Genomic DNA, 25119 nt, shown 5'->3' with positions numbered 1-25119 from the left:
GAGACTCGGCCGGCGAATACGGTGGTAGCTGGGGGCATCGCACATCGTTCGTCGGACAGACGGGCGCCAGCGATTAGGGGTTTACTATCGAACCATCAGCGTTCGAGAGGGGGCCACGGGCCGCCTGGCAGACGGGCGGAAGAAGAAGACGAGGGTCGCTCGGGACCGGCCCGGGGACGCTACGGGTCGGTCAGAGCTCGTCGACCGCGAATCCGCAGGCCAGCAAGGGTGAGAGTACCGAGACCAGCGATTTTCGGGCTGAAGAGTCATCGGACCTTCCGGACCCGGTCGGGCGTTGCTGAAGTATAGACGGGGCTGGGTATCACTCTGACAGTCGTCTCAGATCCGCCTTGGTGTTGACGTTCGTCGTCGCCACCGTCAGCCCGGACTGCGGTGGTGCCGACTCCAGAGGCACCGTTTCGACCACCTCGAGCTGCGCGACGAGAGCTCGGACGCCAGCCGCACGGGGGAGCTCTGATTCCGCATCGAGCAGCGACTCGCATCGGAAGAGAGCGAACAGCGGTTCGTACCCGCCGGTCGGGTCGACGGGGACGACAGCATCGACGCCGTCCCTCCACCGTTCGGAGAGGTAGGTGATCGCAGTCGCCGACACGAGCGGCATGTCACAAGCACAGAGGAACAGCCAGGATGTCTCCACGGCTTCGATCGCACCGTATAGGCCGGCGAGAGGTCCACGGAACCCGTCGTCGTCGATGGCGGTCTGGACCCCGTCACCGGTCACGTCCTCGACCGCATCCAGGACCGAGCGACGTTGCGCGTCGCTCCGGAAGGCCAGCACCGGCGGTTCCGTGGAGACAGCAGCCACGGCGTCGAGGACGCGACGGAGGAACGTCCGTCCCTCGAACGTGGCACTCGCCTTGTGACCGTCCTCGAACCGCGTGCTGTCGCCGCCGACCAACACGACGGCCGTGATTCCGTCAGACGTCATCGCCCGAGTCACCGGCGCTCGTCTCGTACGCGGTCCGGTCCTCGTCGGGGGACAGCGCGACGGGCGCGAGACGTGCCACGTCCTTCACGGCACGAGGCCCCTCGATCTCCGGCGCGAGGAACCGTGGACCCGCGAGTGGTTCACCGTCGCGTTCGAGGGCCAGGAGCCCGTCGAGTGCGGTCCCGATGGGCACGCAGCCCCGGAGGCCGTCCCGGCTCTCGACGACGAGGTGCGTCGTCTCGTCCGGGAGCCCGACGGCGTCGGCGAGGTCCCGTACGGGCACGCCTCGCCAGGTCGCGTCGACGAGTCCACGGGAGAGACACTCGTAGCCGAGCGTCCGCTGGACCGTCCCGACCTCGGCCTGCGACAGGAGCGCGTCGAGCGACCGGGGGACCTCACCAGCGACCTGTACGTCGGTCGTGCACCGGTCGCGTCCGCCGACTGCCGGACCGTCCTGACCAGTCATCTGTCGGGGTGTACCACGGCGACAGTGTTGAAGCCCACGCCCGATGGGGGCAGCACTACAGCGCGTGCTCCCATCGCTGGACCGTCACCGTGTCGCCCTCGTCGACTCTGGTCGTCTCCTCGGGGACGACCACCCAGCCGTCCGTCAGGGAGACGCTGGAGAGGACGCTCGCACCGGCTGCGTCGGTCTCGGTGGCCAGTGGCCGTCCGTCCGCCGACGCATCGAGCGTGACCCGGGCGAACCGCCTGACCCCGGCGGCCGACTCGATGGGCGCGGCGAGCTCCGCCTCGACGGTGGGGAACGCGGGCGTGGGGAGCCTGCCGACCTCGTGGACCGCGGGGCGGAGGAACTGGACGGCGTTGACGATACAGGAGACCGGGTAGCCCGGCAGCAGGAGGACCGGCGTGTCACCGACGACACCGAGGCCGACCGGGTGGCCCGGCTTGATGTCGACGCCGTGGACGAACAGCTCACCGAGGTCGTCGACGACGTCGGGGACGAGGTCCCGGTCGCCGACGGACGACCCGCCGGTCGTGACGACGATGTCGTGGTCGCAGGCACCCTCGATGGCGTTCGCGAGCGCCGACTCGTCGTCGGTGACGACCGAGCCGTACGTCGGCACACCGCCCCAGGTTTCCACGAACGAGGCCGTGGTGAGCCCGTTGGTCTCGACGACCTCTCCGGGGGCGGGGTCCCGCTGGACGAGCTCCTCGCCGGTCGGAAGGACGGCGACCGTGGGGCGTTCGTACACCGAGACCGACCGGACGCCGATCCCCTTGCACAGCGCGAGGTCGGCTGTCGTCAGGCGGTGCCCCGGGTCGAACAGCGGGTCGCCTCGCGAGACGTCCTCGCCGACGGGCGCGACGTCCGTGCCTGGCTCCACGGGACAGCGCACCTCGACGGTACTGTCGGACTCACGGGTGCGTTCGACCCTGACGACTGCGTCGGCACCGTCTGGGAGTTCGCTGCCCGTGTGGACCGGAACTGCCTGGCCGGGGGAGAGCTCGTCCGCTGCCTGGGCGAGGGCGACCGGCGAGTCGTCGGATGCCCCGACGATGTCCGCCGACCGGACCGCGTAGCCGTCCATCGCGGCCCGTCTGTAGTGTGGTATGCTGCGGGATGCGACGACGGGCTCGGCGAGGACGCGGCCCCTGGCGTCGGAGAGCGCGAGAGTCTCGGTACGGTCGAGTGGCCGGAGTCGCCCGCGGAGCGCCTCGAGTGCCGCCGGTAGCGACACCGTGTCGCCGTGATTCATCGCAGACCACGCCGGCGTGGGTCCGGCTTTGAGGTCATGTGCTGTCTGGACGTGGTGCGGACGCGTACTTATAACCACAGTCGTCGTGCGACCGACTGGTCCGGATGACGAACATGTTCGCGACCGGGTTGAATACCCTCCCGACGCCAAGCATCAACCTGAGTCGATTCCAGTAATCCGCCATCCGGAACGACGGTGGCGAGGAACCTCATCGCCGTATTCACCCGATTTCACCATCAGGTTTTATTATGATACATCCAGATTCACCGGATATGTCCACTGGTATCACACCTCGTGTTCGGCGGCTGGGGCGCCGTCTCCTGTCAACACGCACAACAGACAGGTGCCGTCGGGACGTCGTGACCCGGCGCCGACCAGGTGTGGGCAGTTGGAGAACGGGCCGACAGACCGGAGGCACAGATGCGCGCCGATAAACTCGTCGTCGCCCTCCTGGTGCTCGCTGTGCTGCTGCCGATGTGGGCGGTCGCCATCCAGGGCGAGCCGCCCTCGGAGGAGATCCGCATCGACCAGAGCGTCAACGAGATCAGGCCGCTCGACGGCTTCGTCGACACCCCGAACAAGCTCTCCCCGAGCCAGGTCGGGGTCGTCGTCTGGGTCGCCCTGCTGGCACTCGTCGGCGTGCTCTCTTTCTTCCACCGGTTCATGAACTACGCCGCCAGACCGGCCCCGGACGAGGACGCGATCTCCGACGGCGGGACCGTCCGGCCGAGCCTCCCCTGGATCGAGACCGAGGACCGCTGGATCGTCGAGTACGCACCGGCGAGTGACGCGCTCGCGGGGCTGGTCGCGATGGGCGGGCTGACGGTGCTCACGATCGTCTTCGCGGCCCTGTTCACCGGCGAGTACCTCACGCTCGCCCGGACCCAGTACTTCGGGATCTACGCCTTCGGCATGTTCATGTCGCTGACCGGGCTGACCGTCTCCTACTACGCCTGGTTCATGCCGCACGTCGAGGTCGCCGAACGGAGGGACCACTCGTGAGCCCCACCGACCGACGCGAGCTCCTCGCCCGGAGCTATCCCGGCAGCGAGGAGGACGACGACTGTCCGTGCGAGTCGGACGGGGCCAGCACCCCCAGCATCTACCACCCGCTCTGGCGGGACGAGCGCGCCGAACTCCACCGACGCGACTACGCGAAGGTGCTCGCGACCATCGGCGGCCTGACGGCTCTCGGGAGCCTCGCCGCACCGCTCGCCGGACTGACGCAGGTGTTCGAACGGAAGTACACCGGTCCCGTCTACTCCGACGGGGTCGCGCTGATAGATTCTGACGGCGCCCAGATCGCCGAGGACCACCTGTCCGAGGGCGAGCACATGACCGTATTCCCGCAGCCACGGCCGGGCATCGCGGACGCGCCGACGCTCCTCGTCCGCTTCCCCGAGAGCGAGTACGGCGAGGGGACGAACATGGAGTACACGGTCGGCGGCTATGCCGCGTACTCGAAGGTCTGTACGCACGCGGGCTGCATGGTCGCCGACCGCGACGGGGACACGCTGGTCTGTCCGTGTCACTCCGGCCGGTTCGACCCGCTGACCGGGGGGCGGGTCACCGGTGGGCCGCCGCCGCGCCAGCTGCCACAGCTCCCGATCACCATCTCGAGCGACGGCTACCTCGTCGCCACGGGCGACTTCACCGGGCCGGTCGGCCCGGGGGGTGAGTGATGAGCCGTCTGCAGCGAGCGTACGAGTTCGTCGACGACCGCCTGGACGTCGAGGGCGCGCAGTCGTTCCTCGGGAAGGCGTTCCCCGCGGAGGACTCGTTCCTGCTCGGCGAGGTGGCGCTCATCTGTTTCCTCGTGCTGGTGCTGACCGGGACGTTCCTCGGGTTCTTCTTCGAGCCGAGCACGTCCGAGGTCGAGTACGAGGGCAGCATCGCCGAGTACCAGGGCGAGGAGCTGCCGGAGGCGTACGTCAGCGTCCTCAACATCACGTACGACGTGCCGTTCGGGATGCTCATCCGGCGCATCCACCACTGGGCCGCGCACCTGTTCGTCGCCTCCATGGCGTTGCACATGCTGCGGGTGTTCTTCACCGGGGCGTACCGCAACCCGCGCGAGCCGAACTGGCTCGTCGGCACCGGACTCGCCGGCACCTCCATGTTCGCGGCCTACACCGGCTACGCGCTGCCGTTCGACGAGTTCGCGAGCACCGCGGCCGGCATCGGCTACAACGTCGCCATCTCGGTGCCGCTGATCGGCGACATGCTCGGCCAGATCGTCTTCGGCGGGGAGTTCCCCTCGAGCGCGACCATCCCACGGTTCTTCTTCCTGCACGTCTTCGTGTTGCCGCTGATCATCGCGGGACTCATCGCGGTCCACATGGCCATCCTGGTGCGGCAGAAGCACACCGAGGACCCGCGCGATAGCGACGTCCCGGGACGTCAGGGCGTGCACGCCGATGGCTCCGGCGAGGGCACCGCCGGTGGAAGCGAGGCCGCACGCACTGCCGTCGAGGGAGTGGACCGCGACGACGACAGCGTCGTCGTCGGCCTCCCCGCCGTCCCGAACCAGGTGGCGGTCAGCGCCGTGGTGTTCTTCCTGACGCTGGCGACGCTCTCGCTGCTGGCCGGCTTCCTGCCGGTGCACAACATCGCGGAGTACGGACCGAACGACCCCGCATCGACGCCGTCGCTCATCATGCCGGACTGGTTCCTGATGTGGGGGTACGGCTTCCTGAAGCTCACGCCGGCGTGGATGAGCTTCGACCTGTTCGGGGTCCACGTCAGCTCCGAGTTCGTCGGCGGGCTCGTGCTCCCGGGCATCGTGTTCGGCGCGGTCGCACTCTGGCCGTTCATCGACTACGAGTCGGAGCCGACGCACTTCACGGCGGACCCGTTCGAACGGCCGCGCCAGACCGCCGTCGGCATCGCCGCGGTCGTGTTCATCATGGTCGCCTCCATCGCCGGGATGGACGTCATCGTCGCGGACCTGCTGGAGACGAACACCGCGGCCCTCAAGCCGTACCTCACGGCCGCCCTGGTGCTCGTCCCGTCGGTCGCCGGCGTGGTGACCTACCTCGTCATCGACCGGACGGGCGAGGACCGGACGACCGGTGGCGACGACCCACCGGGCGCGGATGGAGATTCGACACCGGACGACGCGACGGCGGAGCCCGACGAGACGGAATCGGCATCGGAGGACGAGGGGACTGTCGCGGCCGACGAGACGTCGGCACCCGACGCCGACGCGTCGGCCGACGACGACGGGGGTGAGCGCGGATGACCGGACGTCTGGGGAGCATCGCGTGCTCCCCGCGGCAGTACCGGTGGCTCGACCGCACGACCAAGCTCGGCGGCATCGCACTCATCGCGGCCGGGCTGGAGGTCGGCGGGGACACCGGACTCGGCATCGCACTCGCAGCAATCGGCGTCGCAGTCGGACTCACCACCGTCATCATCACCACACAATGAGCGACCAACGAGAGACGCACGACAGCACCGACGACGGCCTCGACCTGGCCCGTCGTGACTTCCTGAAGGGAATCGGCGCGACGGCGACCGTCGCCGGCTCGGCCAGCGTCCTGGGCGACGACCTGCTCGGGATGGACGGCCTGGAGGTCGTCGACGACCCCATCGGCTCCTACCCCTACCGCGACTGGGAGGACCTCTACCGCGAAGAGTGGGACTGGGACTCCAAAGCGCGGAGCACTCACAGCGTCAACTGCACCGGCAGCTGCTCCTGGGAGGTGTACGTCCGCAACGGCCAGGTGTGGCGGGAGTCGCAGGCGGGCGACTACCCGCAGTTCGACGAGAGCCTCCCCGACCCGAACCCGCGTGGCTGCCAGAAGGGCGCCTGCTACTCGGACTACGTGAACGCCGACCACCGGGTGCTCCACCCGCTCCGGAGCGTCGGGGAGCGCGGGAACGGTCAGTGGGAACAGATCAGCTGGGACGAGGCGCTGACCGAGATCGCCGAGGAGGTCGTCGACACCGTCGTGGACGAGGAGTACGACGCCATCAGCGGGTTCACGCCCATCCCGGCGATGAGCCCGGTGTCGTTCGCGGGCGGGAGCCGCCTCGTCAACCTGCTCGGCGGGGTCTCGCACAGCTTCTACGACTGGTACTCGGACCTGCCGCCGGGCCAGCCCATCACCTGGGGCACCCAGACGGACAACGCCGAGTCCGCCGACTGGTACAACGCGGACTACCTGATGGCGTGGGGCTCGAACGTCAACGTGACGCGCATCCCCGACGCGAAGTACTTCCTCGAGGCGGCGTACGAGGGCACGAAGCGCGTCGGCGTGTTCACGGACTACTCCCAGACGGCCATCCACTGCGATGAGTGGCTCAGCCCGGAGCCCGGCACCGACACCGCCCTCGCGATGGGCATGGCCCGGACCATCGTCGACGAGGGGCTGTACGACGAGTCGCACCTGAAAGAGCAGACGGACATGCCGCTGCTCGTGCGCGAGGACACCGGGAAGTTCCTCCGGGCCGACGAGGTCGAGGGACTCTCCATCGACGCCGACCGCCCCGAGTACGTGTTCGTCATGCTCGACGCGTCGGGCGAGCTCCGGGCCGCACCGGGCTCGCTCGGCGAGCGCGACGGCCAGCACGACCACTCGAAGAGCATCGAGCTCGACTTCGACCCGCAGCTTGCCGCCGAGACGGACGTGGCGACGACCGACGGGAGCGTCGCCGTGCGGACGGTCTGGAACAACCTGCGTGACGAGCTGTCGACGTACACGCCCGAGCACGTCCAGGAGGTGACCGGCGTCGGCCGGGAGACCCACCAGGAGATCGCCCGCGAGTTCGCCACGGTCGACCGCGCCAAGATCATCCACGGCAAGGGCGTCAACGATTGGTACCACAACGACCTCGGGAACCGGGCCATCCAGCTGCTCGTGACCCTGACCGGCAACCTCGGCCGGCAGGGGACCGGGCTCGACCACTACGTCGGCCAGGAGAAGATCTGGACGTTCAAGGGCTGGCAGCAGCTCTCCTTCCCGACGGGGAACGTCCGCGGCGTGCCGACGACGCTGTGGACGTACTACCACGCCGGCATCATGGACAACACCGACGAGGAGACCGCGGCGCGCATCCGCGAGTCCGTGGACAAGGGGTGGATGCCGCTGTACCCGAGCGAACGCGAGGACGGCAGCCGCCCTGACCCGCGGCTCATGTTCGTCTGGCGCGGGAACTACTTCAACCAGGCCAAGGGCAACGTCGCCGTCGAGGAGGAGCTCTGGCCGAAGCTCGACCTCGTCGTCGACATCAACTTCCGGATGGACTCGACGGCGCTGTACAGCGACATCGTGCTCCCGACCGCGAGCCACTACGAGAAGTACGATCTCTCGATGACGGATATGCACACGTTCGTGCACCCGTTCACGCCGGCGGTCGAGCCGCTCGGCGAGTCCAAGACGGACTGGCAGATCTTCCGGGAACTGGCCGCGAAGATCCAGGAGGTCGCGGCCGAGCGCGGCGTCGAGCCGGTCCAGGACCGCAAGTTCGACCGCGAGATCGACCTCCAGTCGGTCCACGACGACTACGTCCGGGACTGGCTCGACGACGAGCCGGGTGGGCTGGCGGAGGACCGCGCCGCCGCCGAGTTCATCCTCGACCACTCCGAGGAGTCCAACCCCGAGGGGACCGACGAGCAGATCACCTTCGACGATATCGACGAGCAGCCGCGACGGTTCCTCGCCTCGGGCGACCACTGGACGAGCCCCATCGAGGAGGGCGAGGCGTACACGCCCTGGAAGGACTACGTGCAGGAGAAGAACCCGTGGCCGACGTTCACGGGCCGCCAGCAGTACTACATCGACCACGACTGGTTCCTCGACCTCGGCGAGGAGCTCCCGACGCACAAGGACGCCCCGGTGCTCCAGGAGAAGTCGGAGTACCCACTCGGCTACAACACGCCCCACAGCCGGTGGTCCATCCACTCGACGTGGCGGGACAGCACGAAGATGCTCCGCCTCCAGCGCGGCGAGCCCACCGTGTACCTGAATCCACAGGACGCCGCGGACCGGGGCATCGAGGACGGCGACACCGTCCGCGTCTACAACGACCTCTCCGAGGTGGAGGTGCAGGCGAAGATCTACCCGAGCGGCGAGCCCGGCACTGCGCGGCACTTCTTCTCCTGGGAGAAGTTCCAGTACCCCGACCGGGAGAACTTCAACTCGCTCGTCCCGATGTACATGAAGCCGACCCAGCTCGTCCAGTACCCCGAGGACACCGGCGAGCACCTCCACTTCTTCCCGAACTACTGGGGCCCGACCGGCGTCAACAGCGACGTCCGCGTCGAGGTCGAGAAGGTCGCGGACGGACCGGGTGGAGACGATGGCGGTGCCGGTGGAGGTGGTGACTCATGAGCCAGTCGGACGAGGGCGACACGGTCGACCTCGCGGAGGGGATCGACCACCAGGTCGCGATGGTGATGGACCTGAACAAGTGCATCGGCTGCCAGACCTGTACCATCGCGTGCAAGACGAACTGGACCGACGGCGGCGGCCGGGAGTACATGTACTGGAACAACGTCGAGACCAAACCCGGTTCCGGCTACCCGAAGGACTGGGAGGACATGGGCGGCGGCTGGAACGAGTCCGGCGAGGAGCGCACCCCCGGCGACCTCCCCGAGGAGGAGGACTACGGCACCCCGTGGGAGTTCAACCACGAGGAGATCATGTACGAGGGCAGCGACGAGCCCCTGCGGCCGATGGGCGACGCGGCCTCCTGGGGGCCGAACTGGGAGGAGGACGAGGGAGCCGGCGAGTACCCCAACTCGTACTACTTCTACCTCCCGCGCATCTGCAACCACTGCACGCATCCCTCCTGCGTGGAGGCCTGCCCGCGGTCGGCGCTGTACAAGCGCGAGGAGGACGGCATCGTCCTCGTCGACCAGGACCGCTGTCGGGGCTACCGCTACTGCGTCGAGGGCTGTCCGTACAAGAAGGTGTACTACAACGCGATGAAGAAGACCTCCGAGAAGTGCATCTTCTGCTACCCGCGCATCGAGGGCGAGGGGCCGGAGGGCGAGGTCAGACCGCCGTCGTGCGCCGAGGACTGCCCGCCCCAGCTCCGGCTCGTCGGCTACCTCGACGACGAGGAGGGCCCCATCCACAAGCTCGTCAACGAGTACGAGGTCGCCGTCCGGCTCCACCCCGAGTACCGCACCGAGCCGAACGTCTACTACATCCCGCCGTTCGCGCCGCCGCAGCACTCCGAGAGCGGGGAGTCCCTGGACGCCGAGCGCATCCCCCGGAACTACCTGGAGGAGCTGTTCGGCCCGAAGGTGAACGAGGCGCTGAACACCATCGAGCGGGAGCGGAACAAGGTCGAACGCGGCGAGGAGAGCGAGGTGATGGAGATGCTGACGACGAAGGACACGGCCGACCAGTACAGGCTGGAGGTGTTCGACGATGCGGAGGAGTGACCTCGCGCTGGTCTGCCTGCTCGGGCTCGCGGTGGTCGCGACGACGGCCGTCGCGCCCACGTTCGTCGAGGCGCGGCCAGCCTACGAGATACCCGTGCACTACACGGTCGACGACGACTCGGTCGAGGGCGCAGACGGGGAGGCGTGGGACCGTGCGCCCGCCGCCACCGTCCCGCTCAGCAGCGCCGGCGCGAACGTGCCCGGCGGCGACGACACCTCGGTCACCGAGGCGTCGGTTGCGGTCGTCCGGACGGAGGAGACCCTCCACGTCCGGGTGTCGTGGGCGGACCCGAGCCGGAACGTCTCGAACGAGGAGATCCGCTCGTTCGCGGACGCCGTGGCCGTCCAGTTCCCCGCGAACGCCTCGAATCGGCCGCCGATCGCGATGGGGAGCACCGACAACCCGGTGAACGTCTGGTACTGGTCCGGCGCGAACGCGAGCGAGGAGCTGCTCGCGGGCGGCCCAGGCACCACCACGCAGTTCCCCGACTCCACGATGACGACGAACGCCACCTACCGGGATGGTCGGTGGACGGTGACGTTCTCCCGGGCACTCGACGGCACATCGGCGAACCGGACGACGGTCCCGACCGACGAGGACCTCGACGTCGCCATCGCGGTCTGGAACGGCGGGAACATGGAGCGCTCCGGCCAGAAGGCGGCCAGCGAGTGGTACTACCTCGCGCTGGGGCCCGGGCCGGCCGGCCCACCGTACGAGGCCATCCTCTGGACCGTCGCCGGCATCGGCATCGTCGTGACCACGCTCGTGACCATCGAGGGCGTCCGCCGGACGAGGGGTGCGTGACCGTGTCGACCGACGACACCGACGGACTCGCCCGGTCTGCGGACCGACGACGGCTGCACGAGGAGATCGACGCGTCCGCCGGGGCACGAGGGGCGGTGTACGCGCTCGCGGCGCGGACGTTCGACCAGCTCGACGCGGAGCTGTACGAGGCCCTCGACGACGGCCGGGTCGCCGCGGAGTTCGACACCCTGGTCGACAGGAGCGGCCTGGCGGTCGAGCCGCCCGAGCTGACCGTCGAGGACGAGAAGGATATCCTCTCGGCCCGCTACAACGACCTGTTCGTCATCGGGTTCACGGAGGTCGTCGACAAGACCGACGGGACGGTCGACAACCAGGGCCCGCCGGTCTCGCTGTACGAGTCCGACTACCGGTCGGAGGTCTCCTGGAACGACGTGAACCTGGACCTGGCACGGGCGTACGAGCACTTCGGCTGCCAGGTCGACCAGGACGATCGGCGGAACCACGACCACTTCCGGCTGCAGTTGGAGTTCATGGGCTACCTCTGCCGACGCGAGGCAGCGGTCGACGAGACCCTCGCCCAGGCACGCCTCGACTTCCACGACCGGCACCTGCGGGTGGTGACCAGCGGCATCGCGGACGCCCTCGAGTCCGAGCCAGGCACCGGCATCTACGGCGAGCTGGCAGACTTCCTCGACCGGTTCTCCGAGGCCGACGTCGACGACCTCGACGAGCGGATCCACGGGGAGGGGGCACGATGACGACGGAGGTCCACGACGAGGACGGCCCGACGGACACCGACCCGGGTCTCCCGACCGCACGCTGGACGGGCGACCGGGAGCGGGTCGTCGCCGGCCTCGGTCTCGCCGCCCTCCTCGCGGTCGCCGGGGCGACCGCGCTGCGCACGCTGTACAACCTCCCGTTCGACCCGGTCCCGGTGTCGCCGTCGAGCCGGTCGGTCGCGGGGGCCGCGATGCTGGCGGTGCTGACGGTGACGCTGGTCGGTCTCGTCCTCTCGACCGGCAGGCGGACCGTCCGCGTCGGCCTGCTGTTCGCCGCCGTGTTCGGGGTGCTCCCCGCGTTCGACGCGGCTGCGACGCTCCCCGGCGCCGTCGGGGTGACCGGTGGGGCGAGCCTCGCCCTGCTGGGGACCGTCGGCGTCCCGGACTCGTACCGTGCGTTCCGCCGGTTCGCCGTGGCTGCCGGCTTCGTCGCTGGCGTCGCGGTCTCGCTCGCGGCCGCGACCGGGCTGGTCGACGTGGGGCTGCGCCAGACGGGGAGCCTGCTCGTCGTCGCCGCGATCCTCGGGACCGGCATCCGCGTCCAGCGCGACCGGCTCGCCGCAGCCGTCGGGGTGCTCGTGCTCGTCGCGACCCTCGCGCTGACCGGTGCCAACCCGTACGTGGCCGGGAGCGCGCTACTGGTCGCGTTCGCCGTCGTGGGTGTCCCACACCTGCTGGTCGCCGCCGCGGTTGGCGTCTGTGCCGCCGTCGGCACCGCGGCCGTCCGCCGGGGCGAGTACGCGACCGCGACCGGTGCCGGCCTGCTGGTCGTCGCCGGGATGCCCGCGACGTTCCCGCGAGCGCTGGCAGTCCTGCTCGGCGCGGCGCTCGTGTTGCTGCCAGCCGGGGCGCTCGCTCCGGGCACGGACCGGGGTCGGAGCGAGACGGAGGTGGCACCATGAGGGACGAGGAGGAGGCCACCGACGGACCGACCGACCCGCGCGTCCACCCGGAGCAGAGCCCGGGCTTCGGCGAGGAGCCCGCCGGCCTCGAGGACATCGAGGTCGACCGCGACGTGACCATCGGGGAGGCGACCCCCCGGGAGCTCCAGGCCACCGACATCAGCCCCATCGCCGACGAGGCGGTGGCTGAGAAGGTGGGCCGCCTGCAGGACGGCGACGTCGTCGACCGCCGGCGCGCCGCGCTCGCGCTCGGCGAGGAGGAACCGACCGACGTCGTCGTGGACGCGCTCGTCCACCTCGGGCTGCAAGACGACGACGGGGACGTCAGGCAGTTCGCAGTCGAGTCGCTCGGGAACCTCGGCGGCGAGCGGGCGGGTGAAGCCGCGGTCGCGACGCTCGACGACCCGAACCCGTGGGTCAGGGCGGAGGCGGTGGTCGCCCTCGACCGCATCGACCGGGTGACGTTCGAGGACCGGGTCGAGGACGCACTGGACGACGAGCACCACGCAGTCCGCCGGAACGCGGCCGTCTCCCTGTTCAAATCGCGAGGGGAGGCGATGCTCGAGACGCTCCTCGAACAGAGCCGGGACGAGAGCGAACGCGTCCGCGAGTGGGCGGTCCACCTGCTCGCGGGCGTCGACGACGAGCGGGCGGACCAGCGACTCCGGGCGGTCGCCGGCGACGACACCGAGCCGAAGGTCGTCCGGAGCACGGCCGCCCGGTCGCTCGACGCCGACCCGGGGAAGTTCCGCCGGCAGTTCACCGGCGGCACCGAGAACGACAGCGCGGCGCTCCCTGGCGAGAGCCGCCTCAACCGACAGCCGGACCTCTGAACCATGGCAGAGACACCAGATACGGACACGAGTCAGCGCTCGCACGACGACCAGCTGCAGGACGACGTGGAGGCCGCGCTCAGACGCGTCCGGGACCCCGACGCCGACAAGGACGTGTTCGAGGCCGGACTCGTCGAGGGCGTGTTCGTCGACGACGGCCGCGTCGTCGTCGAGGCCGACCTCGGGGACTTCCCACCGGACGAGGCCCAGGCCGTGACGGCGACGATGACGCGGGCCGCGAGCGACGTCGACGGCGTCGACCACGCCCACGTCGAGCACGTCCACGCCCAGCCCGAGATGGACGACCGGAGCGTCGGCATCGGTGCCGCCGACCGCGTCGTCGCCGTCGCGAGCGCGAAGGGCGGCGTCGGCAAGTCGACGATTGCCACGTCGCTCGCCTGCGCGCTCGCCGCCGACGGCGAGTCCGTCGGGCTGTTCGACGCCGACATCCACGGCCCGAACGTCCCGGAGCTGCTCTCGACGAGCGGCCCGGTCCACTCCGACGAGGACGGCAACCCCATCCCCGTCGACGCCGACGGTCTTGAGGTGATGAGCGTGGGCCTGCTCTCCTCCAGCGCGCCGCTGGCCTGGCGGGGTGCGATGGCCCACGACGCCCTCTCGGAGCTGTTCGAGGAGACGGCCTGGGATGACCCCGACACCGTCGTGGTGGACCTCCCGCCCGGCACCGGTGACGTGGTGCTGACGACGCTGCAGGAGGTGCCGGTCCACGGCGTCGTGTTCGTGACGACCCCATTCCACGCCGCCGTCTCGGACACGCACCGGTCCCTCCAGCTGTTCGAGGAGAACGAGGTACCCGTCCTCGGCGTCGTCTCGAACATGGGCGAGTTCGTCTGCGAGAGCTGTGGCGAACCCCACGACCTGTTCGACGGCGACGACCCGGTAGAGGCCCTCGGTGCGCCCGTGCTCGCCGAGATCCCGTTCGACCCCGAGATGCAGGCCGCTCCGGAGCCGTCCCCCGACGGGGTGCCGGCGCACGCCAGCGACCTCTCGACGGCGGTCCGCGACCGGCTCGGCGAGATCTGGACGGTCGACCTCCCCGAAGGTGCGGTGGACCTGCGTGGCGTCTCGCCGGACGAGCGTCGCGAACACGTCCGGACGGGGTTCGAGGACCACGACGCCGGCGAGCCACTCTACGTCGTCAGCGACCGCGATCCATCTCCCGTGCGGGAGCTGCTGCTCGACGTGGCAGACAGCGACGCGTTCGAATCCTTCCAGGTCAGACGCCAGAACCCGGAGACGTGGCTGCTGCGGGCGCTTCCGGCCTGAGCCGCGGTTCCGGTCGCCTACGTCCTCGTCGGTCGGTCGAAGCACCGTTCCGAGTCGTGCTGAACTGCGATGGTCGACGGTTGGGAACGATACGGTCAGGGGTCGGACACCGCGATTTTTCCATCATGCAGTCGATTGGTCTCCCATGGGAGAACTCGAGACAGAGGAACAGCGGACGCGTGGCGAGGTCGCGGACTACCTGCGCGAGCTGGCCGACCAGCTGGACGGTTCGGAGCCAGTGACCCTCCAGCTCGGCGGCGACCGGGTGTCGTTCGACCCGACGGACGACATCACGTTCAAGCTGGAGGGGGAGTCCGACTGGAGCGAAGGCGATACCGAAGCAAAACAGAGCATCGAGTTCGAGCTGGTCTGGTGGCGCGAGGCGAGTTCCGCGGCGGAGGGGGGGCTGTCCGTCGAGTCGGACACGGCCTGAGTACGGCTTCTCGAACCCGGTGCAGTCGTGTCCGTCGAACACATTTCGGTATCGAGCTATCCCAAAGGACTTCAGGTGGGCGGCGGTAGTCGTGGACGTCAATGGCAGACGGGAACAATATCGCTACCCGGAGAGCCCTCCTCGCTGGACTCGGTACGGTCGGTTTCGGCGGCGCTGTCGCCTACGTGGCGACCCGATCGGACTCGTCCGAATCGGAGTCTGAGTACACCCCCTCGACGTACCAGTCCATGGACGGCGAGACGGGCTACGGTGTCGAACTCGCCGGCAGGCCGGTCGTCGGCGAGCGTGACGCCCCCGTGGACATGTACTACTGGACGGACTACCTCTGTCCGTTCTGCAAGGAGTTCGAGACGCAGACGCTGCCGAAGATCGGTCGGAACTACATCGAGTCCGGCGACGTGCGGCTGGTGTTCCTCTCGTACCCGAACATCGGGCAGTACTCGCGACCGTCGGCGCACTGGGACCGGTGCGTGTGGCGACTGAACGCCGAGAGCGAGCCGTCGACGTACTGGCACTGGCACGGCGAGGCGTTCGAGGCCCAGGAGAGCGGTGGCCACGACTGGGCCGACGAGGCGACCTTCGCGGGCATCACGGAGCGGACCGACGGCGTGACCGTCCCCGCCGTCGACGAGTGTCGGCAGACCAACCGCGAGGAGATCCAGTCCGGCATCGAGGCGGACGTGAGCTTGGCCCGGAACTCGGGGGTCCAGGGGACACCCGGCTTCGTGCTCTACAACCGGGACGCCGACGCCGCCGGGAAGATCGTCGGGGCGCACCCCTACGAGAACTTCGAGGAAGCGCTCGACAGGGTGCTAGCGGCGTGAGTACCGCCGAAAGTACCGGATGGAGCCACCTCGACTCGCTGCGGGAGGCACTGAGCTATCCCCTCACATCCGACCGCCGACTGCTGGTCGCGGCTGTCGCCACGGCAGTGACATACCTTGTGCTCGTGTTGAGCACGTTCCCGCAGTTCTCGGTGCAGCTGGTCTCGCGGGACCCCACCGACATCGGCTACGCCGTCTCGGCGCTCACCCGAGAGGTGTACCTCACCACCGGCTGGGTCGGGCTCGGGCTCGTCGTGCTCTATGCGCTGCTGACCGGCGTCGCGTTGACCCACACCGCTGCACTGTACCGACAGGCACGGGGGAGAGGGGCCTCCTCGCTGGCGACGGTGCTCCCGGGCGTCCTCGCGGCAGGCTGTGCGAGCTGCGGGGCGGGCGTCCTCGGGATGCTCGGGTTCGTGGGAGCGATGGCTGCGCTACCGTTCCAGGGCAACCTGTTGCGGGTGGCTGGCATCCTGCTGCTCGTCGGGTTCCTCGCCAGGACGGGCGACCCCCGGACCTGCAGCGTCGGTGATCTCTCGTGACCCTCGCTGGCGACCGGCGCGACGTCCTGCGAGGCATCGCCGTGGGCGTCGTGACGTTCCTGGTGTTCGGCACGGTGACGGGCCTGATACCGAACCCGCTGTACGTTCGGATGGTCGCCCGGACGCCGGCGGACTACCTGTTCCTCACCGCCACGTCGGCCTTCGCCGCCGCCTTCGTCTACCAGCGCTCGCTGGCGGACGAGACGGTCGGCGATGGCGCTGCCACCGGTGGCGTCCTCACCGGACTGCTGGCGTTCGGCTGCCCGATCTGCAACGCCGTCCTCCTCGCGCTGTTCAGTACCTCGGCCCTGATGACCTACCTCGACCCGCTCAGGCCGGTACTGGGTGTCGCGAGTATCGTGCTGTTCGTCGGTATCCTGGGCTATCAACGCCGTCGCTGCACCACGTGCTGACGGGACGGCGCCGGCGCGGACCAGCCCACCTACGCTCTCGGGAACATGGCACAGTGACCCCCCATGAGTTCCGAGGGTGTGAGAAGCGGCGAACCACTCTTGGTACGACACGTGCTATCATTACACATGTACTCGAACATCCTCGTGCCGACGGACGGGAGCGAGCACGCCGAGCGCGGCGTCGAACACGGGATGGACCTCGCCGCCGAGCACGGAGCGACCCTGCACGTGCTCTTCGTCGTCGACGAGAAGGTGTACGGCTCGACACCCGCACTGAGCAGCTACGAGGCGTCGCTGGAGAAGCTGGCGGACGAGGCCGAGGACCTCGTCGGCGACATCGTCGAGGACGCCATCGAGCACGGCATCGAGACGACGACTGCGGTCCGCCGCGGCGTGCCGTACGAGGAGATACTGGCGTACACGGCCGCCAACGAGATCGACGCCATCGTCATGGGCAAGCGCGGCGCGACGGGCGAACCGACCGAGGGTACCCACCACCTCGGGTCGGTCACGGACCGGGTCCTGCGGGAGGCGGACGTGCCTGTCACACCGGTCTGAGGGGCTGAAACTGCCGTTCTCTGCCCAGAGAACCGGGTGCGGAGGCGACGTACTTCGGACCGAGCACAGCAGCCGTGGGTGCGGACACGAAGTACTTCGACTGCTAGGTCAAGAGCGCTGGCGACCGATGGGAGGTCGATGGGTAGACAAGAGACGGTGACATCGACAGCGACTGCGGTTGCGAACGGGTTCGACGCGGCTGCCGACGCGGGCAGCGGAGGCCGCCGATGACGGGCCGGGGGGACCGGTCGACGCGACGGCGCGACCTGCTCAAGGCGGTCGGGGCGACGACGTTCGCAACCTCGGTGGCGGGCTGTTCGGGACTCCTCGGTGAGACGGACGACCAGTCCGGGACACCGACGGGGGCGTCGACGACGGCAGCGCCCGAGACCGACCAGTCGCCATCGACGGACGACACGGGCGACGACACCGACCAGCCGGCCGGCGACGGCGCCACGGCCGGCCTCGATGCCTGTCCGGCAGGGAACGCCGGGGGCGGCGAGGTGGTCGAGATCGGCGGCACCTACACCGAGGACACGACGCTCGGCGCCGACGCCAGCGAGTACCTGGTCACCGACTCAATCGACGTGGAGAACGGGGCGGTGCTGACCGTCGAACCGGGGACGAAGCTCCGTTTCGCACAGGACACCGCACTGGCCATCAGATCGGACTCCGCGCTCTCGGCGGTCGGGACGTGCGCGGACCCCGTGGTGTTCACCGGCGACCAGGCGACGCGCGGGTACTGGAACGGCATCTTCTTCGAGGGCGCCGACCGCGTGCAGAGCGAACTGACCTACTCGGTCGTCGAGTACGGTGGCGGCGACTCGTTCATCTTCGCTCCGGCGCGGGCGAACGTGGTGGCCATCGACGGGGCGCGACTGCGCATCGACAGCTCGACCCTGCGCGAGAGCGACGCCTACGGCCTGGCCTACAGCGGGAGCGTCTCGGTCGACAGCTTCGAGCAGAACGTGCTGACGGCGAACGGAGACGGCGCCGCGTTCGTGTCTGCAGCGACCGCGCACTACCTGAGCGACAGCAGCTCCTACACCGGCAACGACGAGGACAGGGTCGAGATCCGCGGCACCGACATCGGCGCGGAGTTCGAGGGGACCTGGGACGCGCTCGACGTCCCGTACCGCGCCGTCACGGGCGACAACATCGTCCTCAACGGCGAGCTGACCATCGCCCCCGGGACGACGGTCGAGTTCGGCCAGAACGTCGGCTTCCGCGTGTCGGAAGACGGGCCGGGGTCGCTCCACGCGGTCGGCATGGACCCGGAGACCGAGGCGGTCAGACCGATCACCTTCACCGGCGCACAGCAGACCCGCGGCTACTGGAAGGGGATCGGCATCGTCGGCAGCGACCAGACGCCGAGCCGCTTCGAGCACGTCGTCTTCGAGTACGGCGGCGGCGACGACTACATCTTCCAGCCGGGCCGGGCGAACCTCTCGGTCTGGGACGGCTCGCGCGTCAGCATCGCGAACTGCACGTTCCGCGAGAGCGATAACTACGGCTTCAGCTTCTCCGGGAACGCACGCGTCGACGCGTTCGTGCAGAACACCGTGACTGCGAACGGGACGGCCGCCGGCAGGGTCACGGCCGCCACCGCGCACGTCCTCTCGGACACGGGAACGTACACCGGCAACGACGACGACTACGTCAGGGTCCGCGGGGACACCATCGCCGGCGACGACGCGGTGACGTGGGACGCCATCGACGCGCCGTACCGCGTCCACACCGGCGAGAACGTGCAGGTCGACGGCCACCTCACCGTCGACCCCGGCGCGACCATCGAGTTCGGGCAGGGGGCCCGCATGACCGTCGAGGAGAACGGGCCGGGCAGGCTGACGGCGGTCGGCATCGACCGGGACACCGAGGAGAGCAAACCCATCACGTTCACGGGCGAACAGCGGACCCGCGGCTACTGGGACGGCATCGCGTTCCGCGGCTCCGACCGCACGGAGAACCAGCTCCGCAACTGCGTCGTCGAGTACGGCGGCGGGGACGACTGGATCTTCGCCCCCGCCAGGGCGAACGTCGTCGTCTTCGAGGGCTCGCGTGTCCGCATCGACGGCTGCACGCTCCGGGAGAGCGACAACTACGGCTTCGCCTTCTCCGGCAGCGCGACGGTCGACAGCTTCACCACGAACACCGTCACCGGGAACTCGTCGGGCGCGGGGCTGGTCTCCGCGGCGACGGCGCACCCGCTCTCGGACACCGGCACCTACACCGGCAACGACGAGGACATCGTGCTGGTGCGCGGCGCGAACATCGGGAGCAGACAGACGGTCACGTGGGACGCCATCGACGTGCCGTACCGGGTGCACACGGACGACAACGTCGAGGTGAACGGCCACCTCACCGTCGACCCCGGGACCACCGTCGAGTTCGGCCAGGGTGCCCGGATGACCGTCGAGGAGGACGGCCCCGGCGCGCTGACCGCAGTCGGCGAGTCAGGGAACCCGATCACCTTCACCGGCGAGCAGCAGACGGCCGGCTACTGGGACGGCATCGCCTTCCGGGGCACCGCCCGCACGGAGAACCAGCTCCACTGGTGCGTCGTCGAGTACGGCGGCCGGGACGACTGGATCTTCGCGCCCGGTCACGGGAACGTCGTCGTCTTCGAGGGCTCGACGCTCTCCCTGCAGAACTCGACGCTCCGCAACGGCTCCGGCTACGGGCTGGCGGTGAGCGGCGACTCGACGGTCTCGAGCAGCGGGAACACGTTCGCCGCGAACGGCGCCGGGGCGCAGAACTGAGGCCACGTCGAACCGCCCCGCCGCCACCAACCGTTAAGCGCGCCGACTTCGAGTCGACAGCTATGACGGAGCCGCCAGCGGGTGAGGACGCCGGCGCCGACCGCCCGCTTCGACAGCGGGTCACGCGCCACCTCCCCGACCCCACGACGCTCGCGATGCTCGGGCTGGTCTCCCTTCCGGGATTCCTCTTCGAGCAGTTCGCCGGGCTTCAGCTGTTCGCACTGTTCTTCCTGTTCGGCTTCTGGCCGTTCGTGCAGGCGCTCCTGCCGAGCAGTGCCACCCCAGCGGAGGCCGACCCCGTCGGCTGGGTCGGGATGGGTGGGTCGACGAGGGAGTTCGTCCTCTCGTCGCTCGTGGTCCAGTTCAATCCGTTCGTCGTCTGGGAGGGGCTGAAACAGCTGGGCGGGCAGGCCGCGGTCTACGGCCGCTATCTGGGCAGGCTCCCGAACCCGGAGACCTGGGAGAGCGAGGTTCAGTATCGGCTCCCGGTCGAGGGCGAGTGGACCGTTGTCAACGGGAGTCACGAGCGCCGACACTCGCACTCCTGGGGGCTGGTCACCCAGCGCTACGCCTACGACCTCGTCGTCACCGACGACTCGGGTGCGACACACGACGGCGACGGGACCGACCCGGAGCAGTTCCACTGCTTCGGCCTGCCGGTCGTGGCCCCCGCCGACGGGACGGTGGTCGCGACTCGAACCGGACATCCCGACCACGACCGCATCGGGTGGGTCGACCTCGACCAGCGGAGCATCGTCGGCAACTACGTGACCATCCGACACGCCGACGGCGAGTACAGTATGCTCGCCCACCTGCGACGGGGGAGCGTCACCGTCGAACCGGGCGAGGAGGTGCAGGCGGGTCAGCGCGTCGGCGCCTGTGGTCACTCGGGAAACTCCACCGAACCACACCTCCACTTCCATCTGCAGGACCGCCCGAGCTTCTTCACCGGCATGGGACTCCCGATACGGTTCGACGACACCGCGACGGCGACCGGACTCGACGACAGGTGGACCGTCCACGACCGGGCCGCCATCACCGCCGGGCAACGGGTCTGCGACGCCGACGAGGTCGTCGGTGGGGGCAAACACCAGGGGTGAGCTATCTCGGCAAGGCCGGAGTGGGTGCACTCCGGCATCGAGGACCCTGGGGGGTCAGTCCCCTGCTGCGGACACGGTACCGACCTGCACGTTCCACAGTCTCGCGTAGCTCCCACCTGCCTCGACCAGCTCCTCATGGGTGCCGGACTCCGCGACCGCGCCGTCGTCCAGCACGACGAGCTGGTCGGCGTGACGGACCGTCGAGAGACGGTGGGCGACGACGAACGTCGTCCGGTCGGCGGTGATGTCGGCGAGGTGCTCCTGGACGATGCGTTCGGTCTCGGTGTCGACGTGGCTCGTCGCCTCGTCGAACACCAGGAGCTCGGGGTCGTCGACGACGGCGCGAGCGATGGCGAGGCGCTGGCGCTGACCGCCCGACAGCGAGGTGCCCTGCGCACCGAGTTCGGTCTCGTAGCCCGTCGGGAGCTCCTCGACGAACCCGTGGGCGCCGGCGACCCGGGCCGCCTCGCGGACCCGCTCGTCGTCCACCTCGCCCGCCGGTGCGCCGGCCGCGATGTTCTCCCGGACCGTCCCGTCGAAGAGGAACGAGTCCTGGTCGACGTAGCCGACCTGCTCGCGGTAGGAACCCGGTGCGACGTCCGCGAGGTCCTGCCCCTGCACCGCGATGCGCCCCTCGTCCGGGTCGTGGTACGTGAGCAGGAGGTCGAGCAGCGTCGACTTGCCCGCACCGGTCGTCCCGACGATGCCGACGGTCGAACCGGGCGCGACGTCGAGGTCGATGCCGTCGAGGACGCGCTGGTCCGTGCCGGGGTAGGCGAACGAGACGCCGTCGAAGGAGACGCCGGGTGCATCGAGGTCGATCGCGGTCCCGTCTCGATCGTCGGTCCGGGGCTCGCGAGCGGTGAGTCCGCCGACGCGCTTCGCGGCCGCCTTCGCGCCCTTGTATCCGTTGATGAGGCCGCCGAGGTTCTTCAGCGGCGGCGTCATCCGCTCCAGGTAGAACAGGAACGGGACGAGCTCCCCGGCGGTGAGCGTGCCGGAGAAGAACAGCGGCGGGCCGACCGTGATCCACTGCACGCCGATGGCGACGACGAGCAGGAGCCAGATGCCCGCGACGAGGCGGTTCAGCGGCGCCTGCCGGATGGAGAGCCGGCGGTTCTCGAGCCGGGCGTCGGTGTACGCACGGGATGCGTCGTCGACCCGCCGGTTCTCGGTCGCCTCTGCCGTGTTCGCCTTGATGACGTCGAGCCCGCCGAGTGCGGTCTCCAGCAGCGCGTTCAGTCGGCCTCGGTCGGTGCGGATGTCGTCCTGGATCGGCTCCACGCGGCGGGAGAACCAGTGGTTCAGGCCGGCGAGCACCGGCGCAGAGCAGAGCACGAACAGCGCGAGCTGGACGTTCAGCAGGCCCATGTAGACGAACGCGCTCACGATGGTCGTGAGCGCCCAGATGCTCGCCTCGATGAGCTTGTTGAAGAACGTGTCCAGCTGGTTCACGTCGTCGTTGAGGACGCTGATCACGTTCCCGGTGCGGTGCTCGTCGAAGAACGCGAGGTCGAAGCCGAGGACACGGGAGAACGCGCCCGTGCGGACCTCGTGGAGGAACCGTTGGGTGTAGAGCCCGAAGCAGTACTCCCCGACGAACGAGAGGGCGTGCGACACGAGGCTGGTCGCGACGATGAGTCCCGTGACGAAGACGAGCAGGTCGAGCGTCGCCGTCGGGACGACGGACTGCGGGAGCAGCGGCAGCGCGAACGGCTGGTCGTTGAACAGCGCGTCGATGCCCAGCCCGATGAGGTAGACGTCGGCGAGGCTCAGGAAGATGGAGACGAACGTCGACGCCATCGCGACCAGCAGGAGCGGGAGGTCGGCGCGCCCGTACCGGCCGACCAGCGAGACGAGCGGGGCGTCGTCCGCGCGCTCGGCGAACGCGTCGCTCATCCCTGCACCTCCGTGTGGGCAACGCCGGCCGCATCGTCGCTGCCGGCGGCAGCACCGGTCTGGACGGACCAGAGCGCGGCGTAGCTGCCGTCCTGCGCGACGAGCTCGTCGTGGGTGCCGCGCTCGGTCACCCGGCCGTCCTCGAGGACGACGATGCGGTCGGCCTGCCGGACCGTCGAGAGGCGGTGTGCGACCGCGAACACCGTCCGGTCCCGGGCGACCTCCCGGAGCGTGCGCTGTATCTCGGCCTCGGTCTCGGTGTCGACGTGACTCGTCGCCTCGTCGAACACCAGTATCTCGGGGTCGGTCAGGAGCGCCCGCGCGATGGCGAGGCGCTGGCGCTGGCCGCCCGAGAGGGTGGTGCCGCGCTCGCCGACGGTCGTGTCGTAGCCGTCGGGCAGTTCGGTGACGAACTCGTGTGCGCTGGCTCGCTTCGCGGCCGCGACGACGGCCTCCCGCGAGGCCCCCGGGTCGGCGTAGGCGACGTTCTCGTGGACCGTTCCCGGGAAGAGGAACGGGTCCTGGCCGACGTAGCCGACGTGCTCGCGGAGGCTCTCGACCGAGTGGTCGGCGATGGATCGGCCGTCGAGACGGATCTCGCCGACGTCCGGCTCGTGGAAGCGCAGCAGGAGCGTCACGAGGGTGGACTTCCCGGCGCCGCTGTGGCCGACGATGCCGACGAAGTCACCGGCTTCGGCGTCCAGGGAGACGGCCTCCAGCGTGGGCCTCTCGGCGTCACCGTAGGTGAACGACACGTCGTCGTACTCGACGGCTCCCTCGGTGACCGACAGGGGCGGCGCATCCTCGTCGGGACGCTCGGCCGCGTCGTGGCGCAGCAGCGGGACGACCCGCCGGCTGGACGCCTGCCCGCTCTCGATCTTGTCGATGACCTCGACGGCGAGCTTGCGCGTCGGGTCCATCAGCGAGAACGTGTACATGATGAACGTCAGCAGGGTCCCCGCGGTCAGCGACTGCGTGAACAGGGCGGGCACGCCCGTGAGGATCCAGTAGCTCCCGACGCCGAAGAGGAACCAGACGCCGGCGACCGCGAGCAGCCAGGAGACGCGGTTGTAGATGGCCCTGAGCTTGAGCGCGGACCACGCCGAGCGCTTGTAGGCGTTCGAGGCGTCACCCAGCCGGTCGGCCTCGTGGTCCTCGCGGACGAGCGACTTCACGCTCCGGATGCCCTCGATGGCGTCGCGGAGCCGCGCGTTGAGTCGGCCGACGTTCGAGCGGACGGCGTCGTACCGGGGTTCGAGCAGCCCGGCGTAGTACCGGGCGGTGATGGCGACGACGACCGGCAGCACGGCCACGATGAGCGCGAGGTTCCAGTTCAGCAGCAGCATGAACGCGAACGCGGTGAGGAGTTCGCCGCCGTAGACGACCGCTGCGCGGCCGCCGTCGGACAGGTCCTCCAGGTTGTCCACGTCGTCGTTGAGGACGCTCAGGAGGTCGTTCTCCGCCTCCTGATGCGCGGCGAGCGGGAGGCCCGTCGCCGTCTCGAAGGCCGTGGTGCGGATGTCGTGGAGCGTCTCGAGGTTCGCACGCTCGTAGACGAGCGTGCCGTACCAGCGACAGAGGCTCTCGCCCGCGACGGCGACGGCGAGGAGTGCCACCACGAGGGTGGCCTGTGCGCCCGCCTCGTCCGGAACCAGGCCGTCGGGGACGAGCGGCAGCCCGAACGCCTGGCTCTCGAGCAGCAGCGAGTCCAGCGCGACGCCGATGACGAGCGCGGGGACGCGCTGGAACGCGAGCGCGAGCAGTATCAGCAGCGTGCCGCCGACGAACTGGGGACTGCGGCGGCGAGCGAACCGGTGCAACAGGTACCGGACGGGGGTCGATGTCGACATATCGTGGTGTGGTGGGTGCCGAATTCCGGGTGATGTGCGAACGGTCGGATGTGTCTGTGTTCCAGTGCGGGAACGGGAAAAGCGTAA

At 69.5% G+C, this 25119-nt stretch carries 23 protein-coding genes; 18 read left to right on the top strand and 5 right to left on the bottom strand.

Going from position 1 to position 25119, the window contains the following annotated elements:
- Positions 1-322 precede the first annotated feature (322 nt).
- From mobA to ACSG06_RS17715, 3 genes are read right to left on the bottom strand one after another with little or no spacing between them, the layout of a single operon-like run.
- Complete coding sequence (gene mobA, locus ACSG06_RS17725) at positions 323-949, bottom strand: molybdenum cofactor guanylyltransferase (RefSeq protein ID WP_440991621.1); 627 nt, start codon at positions 947-949, stop codon at positions 323-325.
- Positions 939-1415, bottom strand: a complete 477-nt coding sequence (locus tag ACSG06_RS17720) for a molybdopterin-dependent oxidoreductase (protein WP_440991620.1) — start codon at positions 1413-1415, stop codon at positions 939-941. The genes mobA and ACSG06_RS17720 overlap by 11 nt, the downstream gene beginning before the upstream one ends.
- Positions 1416-1470: 55 nt before the next feature.
- Positions 1471-2670, bottom strand: coding sequence for a molybdopterin molybdotransferase MoeA (locus ACSG06_RS17715; protein ID WP_440991619.1), 1200 nt, complete (start codon positions 2668-2670; stop codon positions 1471-1473).
- Positions 2671-3090: 420 nt separating this feature from the next.
- Between ACSG06_RS17715 and ACSG06_RS17710 the strand changes: the two genes are divergently transcribed.
- The 18 genes from ACSG06_RS17710 (at position 3091) to ACSG06_RS17625 (ending at position 21283) form a co-directional block, all read left to right on the top strand.
- Positions 3091-3672 carry a hypothetical protein gene (locus ACSG06_RS17710; RefSeq protein ID WP_440991618.1) on the top strand — a complete coding sequence of 194 codons (582 nt, stop codon included), beginning with the start codon at positions 3091-3093 and terminating at the stop codon, positions 3670-3672.
- Positions 3669-4352 (top strand): QcrA and Rieske domain-containing protein, encoded by a 684-nt coding sequence (locus ACSG06_RS17705; RefSeq protein ID WP_440991617.1) that lies wholly within the window; start codon positions 3669-3671, stop codon positions 4350-4352. Before ACSG06_RS17710 ends, ACSG06_RS17705 begins: the two co-directional genes overlap by 4 nt.
- On the top strand, positions 4352-5911 hold the full coding sequence (locus tag ACSG06_RS17700; protein WP_440991616.1) for a cytochrome b: 1560 nt from the start codon (positions 4352-4354) through the stop codon (positions 5909-5911). Before ACSG06_RS17705 ends, ACSG06_RS17700 begins: the two co-directional genes overlap by 1 nt.
- Positions 5908-6099 (top strand): DUF8120 family protein, encoded by a 192-nt coding sequence (locus ACSG06_RS17695; RefSeq protein WP_440991615.1) that lies wholly within the window; start codon positions 5908-5910, stop codon positions 6097-6099. Before ACSG06_RS17700 ends, ACSG06_RS17695 begins: the two co-directional genes overlap by 4 nt.
- Entirely contained in the window at positions 6096-9005 is a 2910-nt protein-coding gene (gene narG, locus ACSG06_RS17690) for a nitrate reductase subunit alpha (protein WP_440991614.1), read from the top strand. Before ACSG06_RS17695 ends, narG begins: the two co-directional genes overlap by 4 nt.
- Positions 9002-10066: a nitrate reductase subunit beta gene (narH, locus tag ACSG06_RS17685; RefSeq protein ID WP_440991613.1), complete on the top strand. Its 1065-nt coding sequence runs from the start codon at positions 9002-9004 to the stop codon at positions 10064-10066. Before narG ends, narH begins: the two co-directional genes overlap by 4 nt.
- Positions 10053-10871 carry an ethylbenzene dehydrogenase-related protein gene (locus ACSG06_RS17680; protein WP_440991612.1) on the top strand — a complete coding sequence of 273 codons (819 nt, stop codon included), beginning with the start codon at positions 10053-10055 and terminating at the stop codon, positions 10869-10871. Before narH ends, ACSG06_RS17680 begins: the two co-directional genes overlap by 14 nt.
- Positions 10868-11590, top strand: a complete 723-nt coding sequence (locus ACSG06_RS17675) for a molecular chaperone TorD family protein (protein WP_440991611.1) — start codon at positions 10868-10870, stop codon at positions 11588-11590. The genes ACSG06_RS17680 and ACSG06_RS17675 overlap by 4 nt, the downstream gene beginning before the upstream one ends.
- A complete protein-coding gene (locus ACSG06_RS17670) occupies positions 11587-12513 on the top strand; it encodes a DUF8068 family protein (protein ID WP_440991610.1) in 927 nt (308 codons plus the stop codon). Before ACSG06_RS17675 ends, ACSG06_RS17670 begins: the two co-directional genes overlap by 4 nt.
- Complete coding sequence (locus ACSG06_RS17665) at positions 12510-13346, top strand: HEAT repeat domain-containing protein (RefSeq protein WP_440991609.1); 837 nt, start codon at positions 12510-12512, stop codon at positions 13344-13346. The genes ACSG06_RS17670 and ACSG06_RS17665 overlap by 4 nt, the downstream gene beginning before the upstream one ends.
- A gap of 3 nt (positions 13347-13349) precedes the next feature.
- Positions 13350-14633, top strand: a complete 1284-nt coding sequence (locus tag ACSG06_RS17660) for a P-loop NTPase (RefSeq protein WP_440991608.1) — start codon at positions 13350-13352, stop codon at positions 14631-14633.
- 145 nt (positions 14634-14778) lie between these two features.
- The gene (locus ACSG06_RS17655; protein WP_440991607.1) at positions 14779-15066 is read left to right on the top strand and encodes an amphi-Trp domain-containing protein; all 288 of its coding nucleotides are present in this window, start codon (positions 14779-14781) and stop codon (positions 15064-15066) included.
- 248 nt (positions 15067-15314) lie between these two features.
- Positions 15315-15911 (top strand): DsbA family protein, encoded by a 597-nt coding sequence (locus ACSG06_RS17650; protein WP_440991606.1) that lies wholly within the window; start codon positions 15315-15317, stop codon positions 15909-15911.
- Positions 15908-16453: a hypothetical protein gene (locus tag ACSG06_RS17645; protein WP_440991605.1), complete on the top strand. Its 546-nt coding sequence runs from the start codon at positions 15908-15910 to the stop codon at positions 16451-16453. The genes ACSG06_RS17650 and ACSG06_RS17645 overlap by 4 nt, the downstream gene beginning before the upstream one ends.
- Positions 16450-16866, top strand: coding sequence for a hypothetical protein (locus ACSG06_RS17640; protein WP_440991604.1), 417 nt, complete (start codon positions 16450-16452; stop codon positions 16864-16866). The genes ACSG06_RS17645 and ACSG06_RS17640 overlap by 4 nt, the downstream gene beginning before the upstream one ends.
- Positions 16867-16992: 126 nt before the next feature.
- Entirely contained in the window at positions 16993-17424 is a 432-nt protein-coding gene (locus tag ACSG06_RS17635) for a universal stress protein (RefSeq protein WP_440991603.1), read from the top strand.
- A 227-nt stretch (positions 17425-17651) separates the two neighbouring features.
- Positions 17652-20183 carry a hypothetical protein gene (locus ACSG06_RS17630; protein WP_440991602.1) on the top strand — a complete coding sequence of 844 codons (2532 nt, stop codon included), beginning with the start codon at positions 17652-17654 and terminating at the stop codon, positions 20181-20183.
- Between the two features lie 62 nt (positions 20184-20245).
- On the top strand, positions 20246-21283 hold the full coding sequence (locus ACSG06_RS17625; protein ID WP_440991601.1) for a M23 family metallopeptidase: 1038 nt from the start codon (positions 20246-20248) through the stop codon (positions 21281-21283).
- Positions 21284-21337: 54 nt separating this feature from the next.
- Here ACSG06_RS17625 and ACSG06_RS17620 read toward each other — a convergent pair whose 3' ends face one another.
- Positions 21338-23182 (bottom strand): ABC transporter ATP-binding protein, encoded by a 1845-nt coding sequence (locus ACSG06_RS17620; protein WP_440991600.1) that lies wholly within the window; start codon positions 23180-23182, stop codon positions 21338-21340.
- Positions 23179-25032, bottom strand: a complete 1854-nt coding sequence (locus ACSG06_RS17615; RefSeq protein WP_440991599.1) for an ABC transporter ATP-binding protein — start codon at positions 25030-25032, stop codon at positions 23179-23181. Before ACSG06_RS17615 ends, ACSG06_RS17620 begins: the two co-directional genes overlap by 4 nt.
- Positions 25033-25119: the final 87 nt, after the last annotated feature.

The organism is Haloarchaeobius baliensis (assembly GCF_052060055.1).
In the GTDB taxonomy this organism is placed as follows: Archaea; Halobacteriota; Halobacteria; order Halobacteriales; family Natrialbaceae; genus Haloarchaeobius; species Haloarchaeobius baliensis.
Note: the sequence above shows the minus strand (reverse complement) of the source record. Positions and strands in the feature narration are given on the sequence as shown.

Excerpts from the sequence above, each read along its gene's own strand:
- ACSG06_RS17715 (WP_440991619.1), bottom strand. The coding sequence starts at position 2,670 with ATGAATCACGGCGACACGGTGTCGCTACCGGCGGCACTCGAGGCGCTC.
- ACSG06_RS17650 (WP_440991606.1), top strand. The coding sequence starts at position 15,315 with ATGGACGGCGAGACGGGCTACGGTGTCGAACTCGCCGGCAGGCCGGTC.
- ACSG06_RS17680 (WP_440991612.1), top strand. The coding sequence starts at position 10,053 with ATGCGGAGGAGTGACCTCGCGCTGGTCTGCCTGCTCGGGCTCGCGGTG.
- ACSG06_RS17635 (WP_440991603.1), top strand. The coding sequence starts at position 16,993 with ATGTACTCGAACATCCTCGTGCCGACGGACGGGAGCGAGCACGCCGAG.
- ACSG06_RS17720 (WP_440991620.1), bottom strand. The coding sequence starts at position 1,415 with ATGACTGGTCAGGACGGTCCGGCAGTCGGCGGACGCGACCGGTGCACG.
- ACSG06_RS17615 (WP_440991599.1), bottom strand. The coding sequence starts at position 25,032 with ATGTCGACATCGACCCCCGTCCGGTACCTGTTGCACCGGTTCGCTCGC.
- ACSG06_RS17695 (WP_440991615.1), top strand. The coding sequence starts at position 5,908 with ATGACCGGACGTCTGGGGAGCATCGCGTGCTCCCCGCGGCAGTACCGG.
- ACSG06_RS17670 (WP_440991610.1), top strand. The coding sequence starts at position 11,587 with ATGACGACGGAGGTCCACGACGAGGACGGCCCGACGGACACCGACCCG.
- ACSG06_RS17660 (WP_440991608.1), top strand. The coding sequence starts at position 13,350 with ATGGCAGAGACACCAGATACGGACACGAGTCAGCGCTCGCACGACGAC.
- mobA (WP_440991621.1), bottom strand. The coding sequence starts at position 949 with ATGACGTCTGACGGAATCACGGCCGTCGTGTTGGTCGGCGGCGACAGC.
- ACSG06_RS17620 (WP_440991600.1), bottom strand. The coding sequence starts at position 23,182 with ATGAGCGACGCGTTCGCCGAGCGCGCGGACGACGCCCCGCTCGTCTCG.
- ACSG06_RS17625 (WP_440991601.1), top strand. The coding sequence starts at position 20,246 with ATGACGGAGCCGCCAGCGGGTGAGGACGCCGGCGCCGACCGCCCGCTT.
- ACSG06_RS17710 (WP_440991618.1), top strand. The coding sequence starts at position 3,091 with ATGCGCGCCGATAAACTCGTCGTCGCCCTCCTGGTGCTCGCTGTGCTG.
- narG (WP_440991614.1), top strand. The coding sequence starts at position 6,096 with ATGAGCGACCAACGAGAGACGCACGACAGCACCGACGACGGCCTCGAC.
- ACSG06_RS17700 (WP_440991616.1), top strand. The coding sequence starts at position 4,352 with ATGAGCCGTCTGCAGCGAGCGTACGAGTTCGTCGACGACCGCCTGGAC.
- ACSG06_RS17630 (WP_440991602.1), top strand. The coding sequence starts at position 17,652 with ATGACGGGCCGGGGGGACCGGTCGACGCGACGGCGCGACCTGCTCAAG.
- narH (WP_440991613.1), top strand. The coding sequence starts at position 9,002 with ATGAGCCAGTCGGACGAGGGCGACACGGTCGACCTCGCGGAGGGGATC.
- ACSG06_RS17665 (WP_440991609.1), top strand. The coding sequence starts at position 12,510 with ATGAGGGACGAGGAGGAGGCCACCGACGGACCGACCGACCCGCGCGTC.
- ACSG06_RS17655 (WP_440991607.1), top strand. The coding sequence starts at position 14,779 with ATGGGAGAACTCGAGACAGAGGAACAGCGGACGCGTGGCGAGGTCGCG.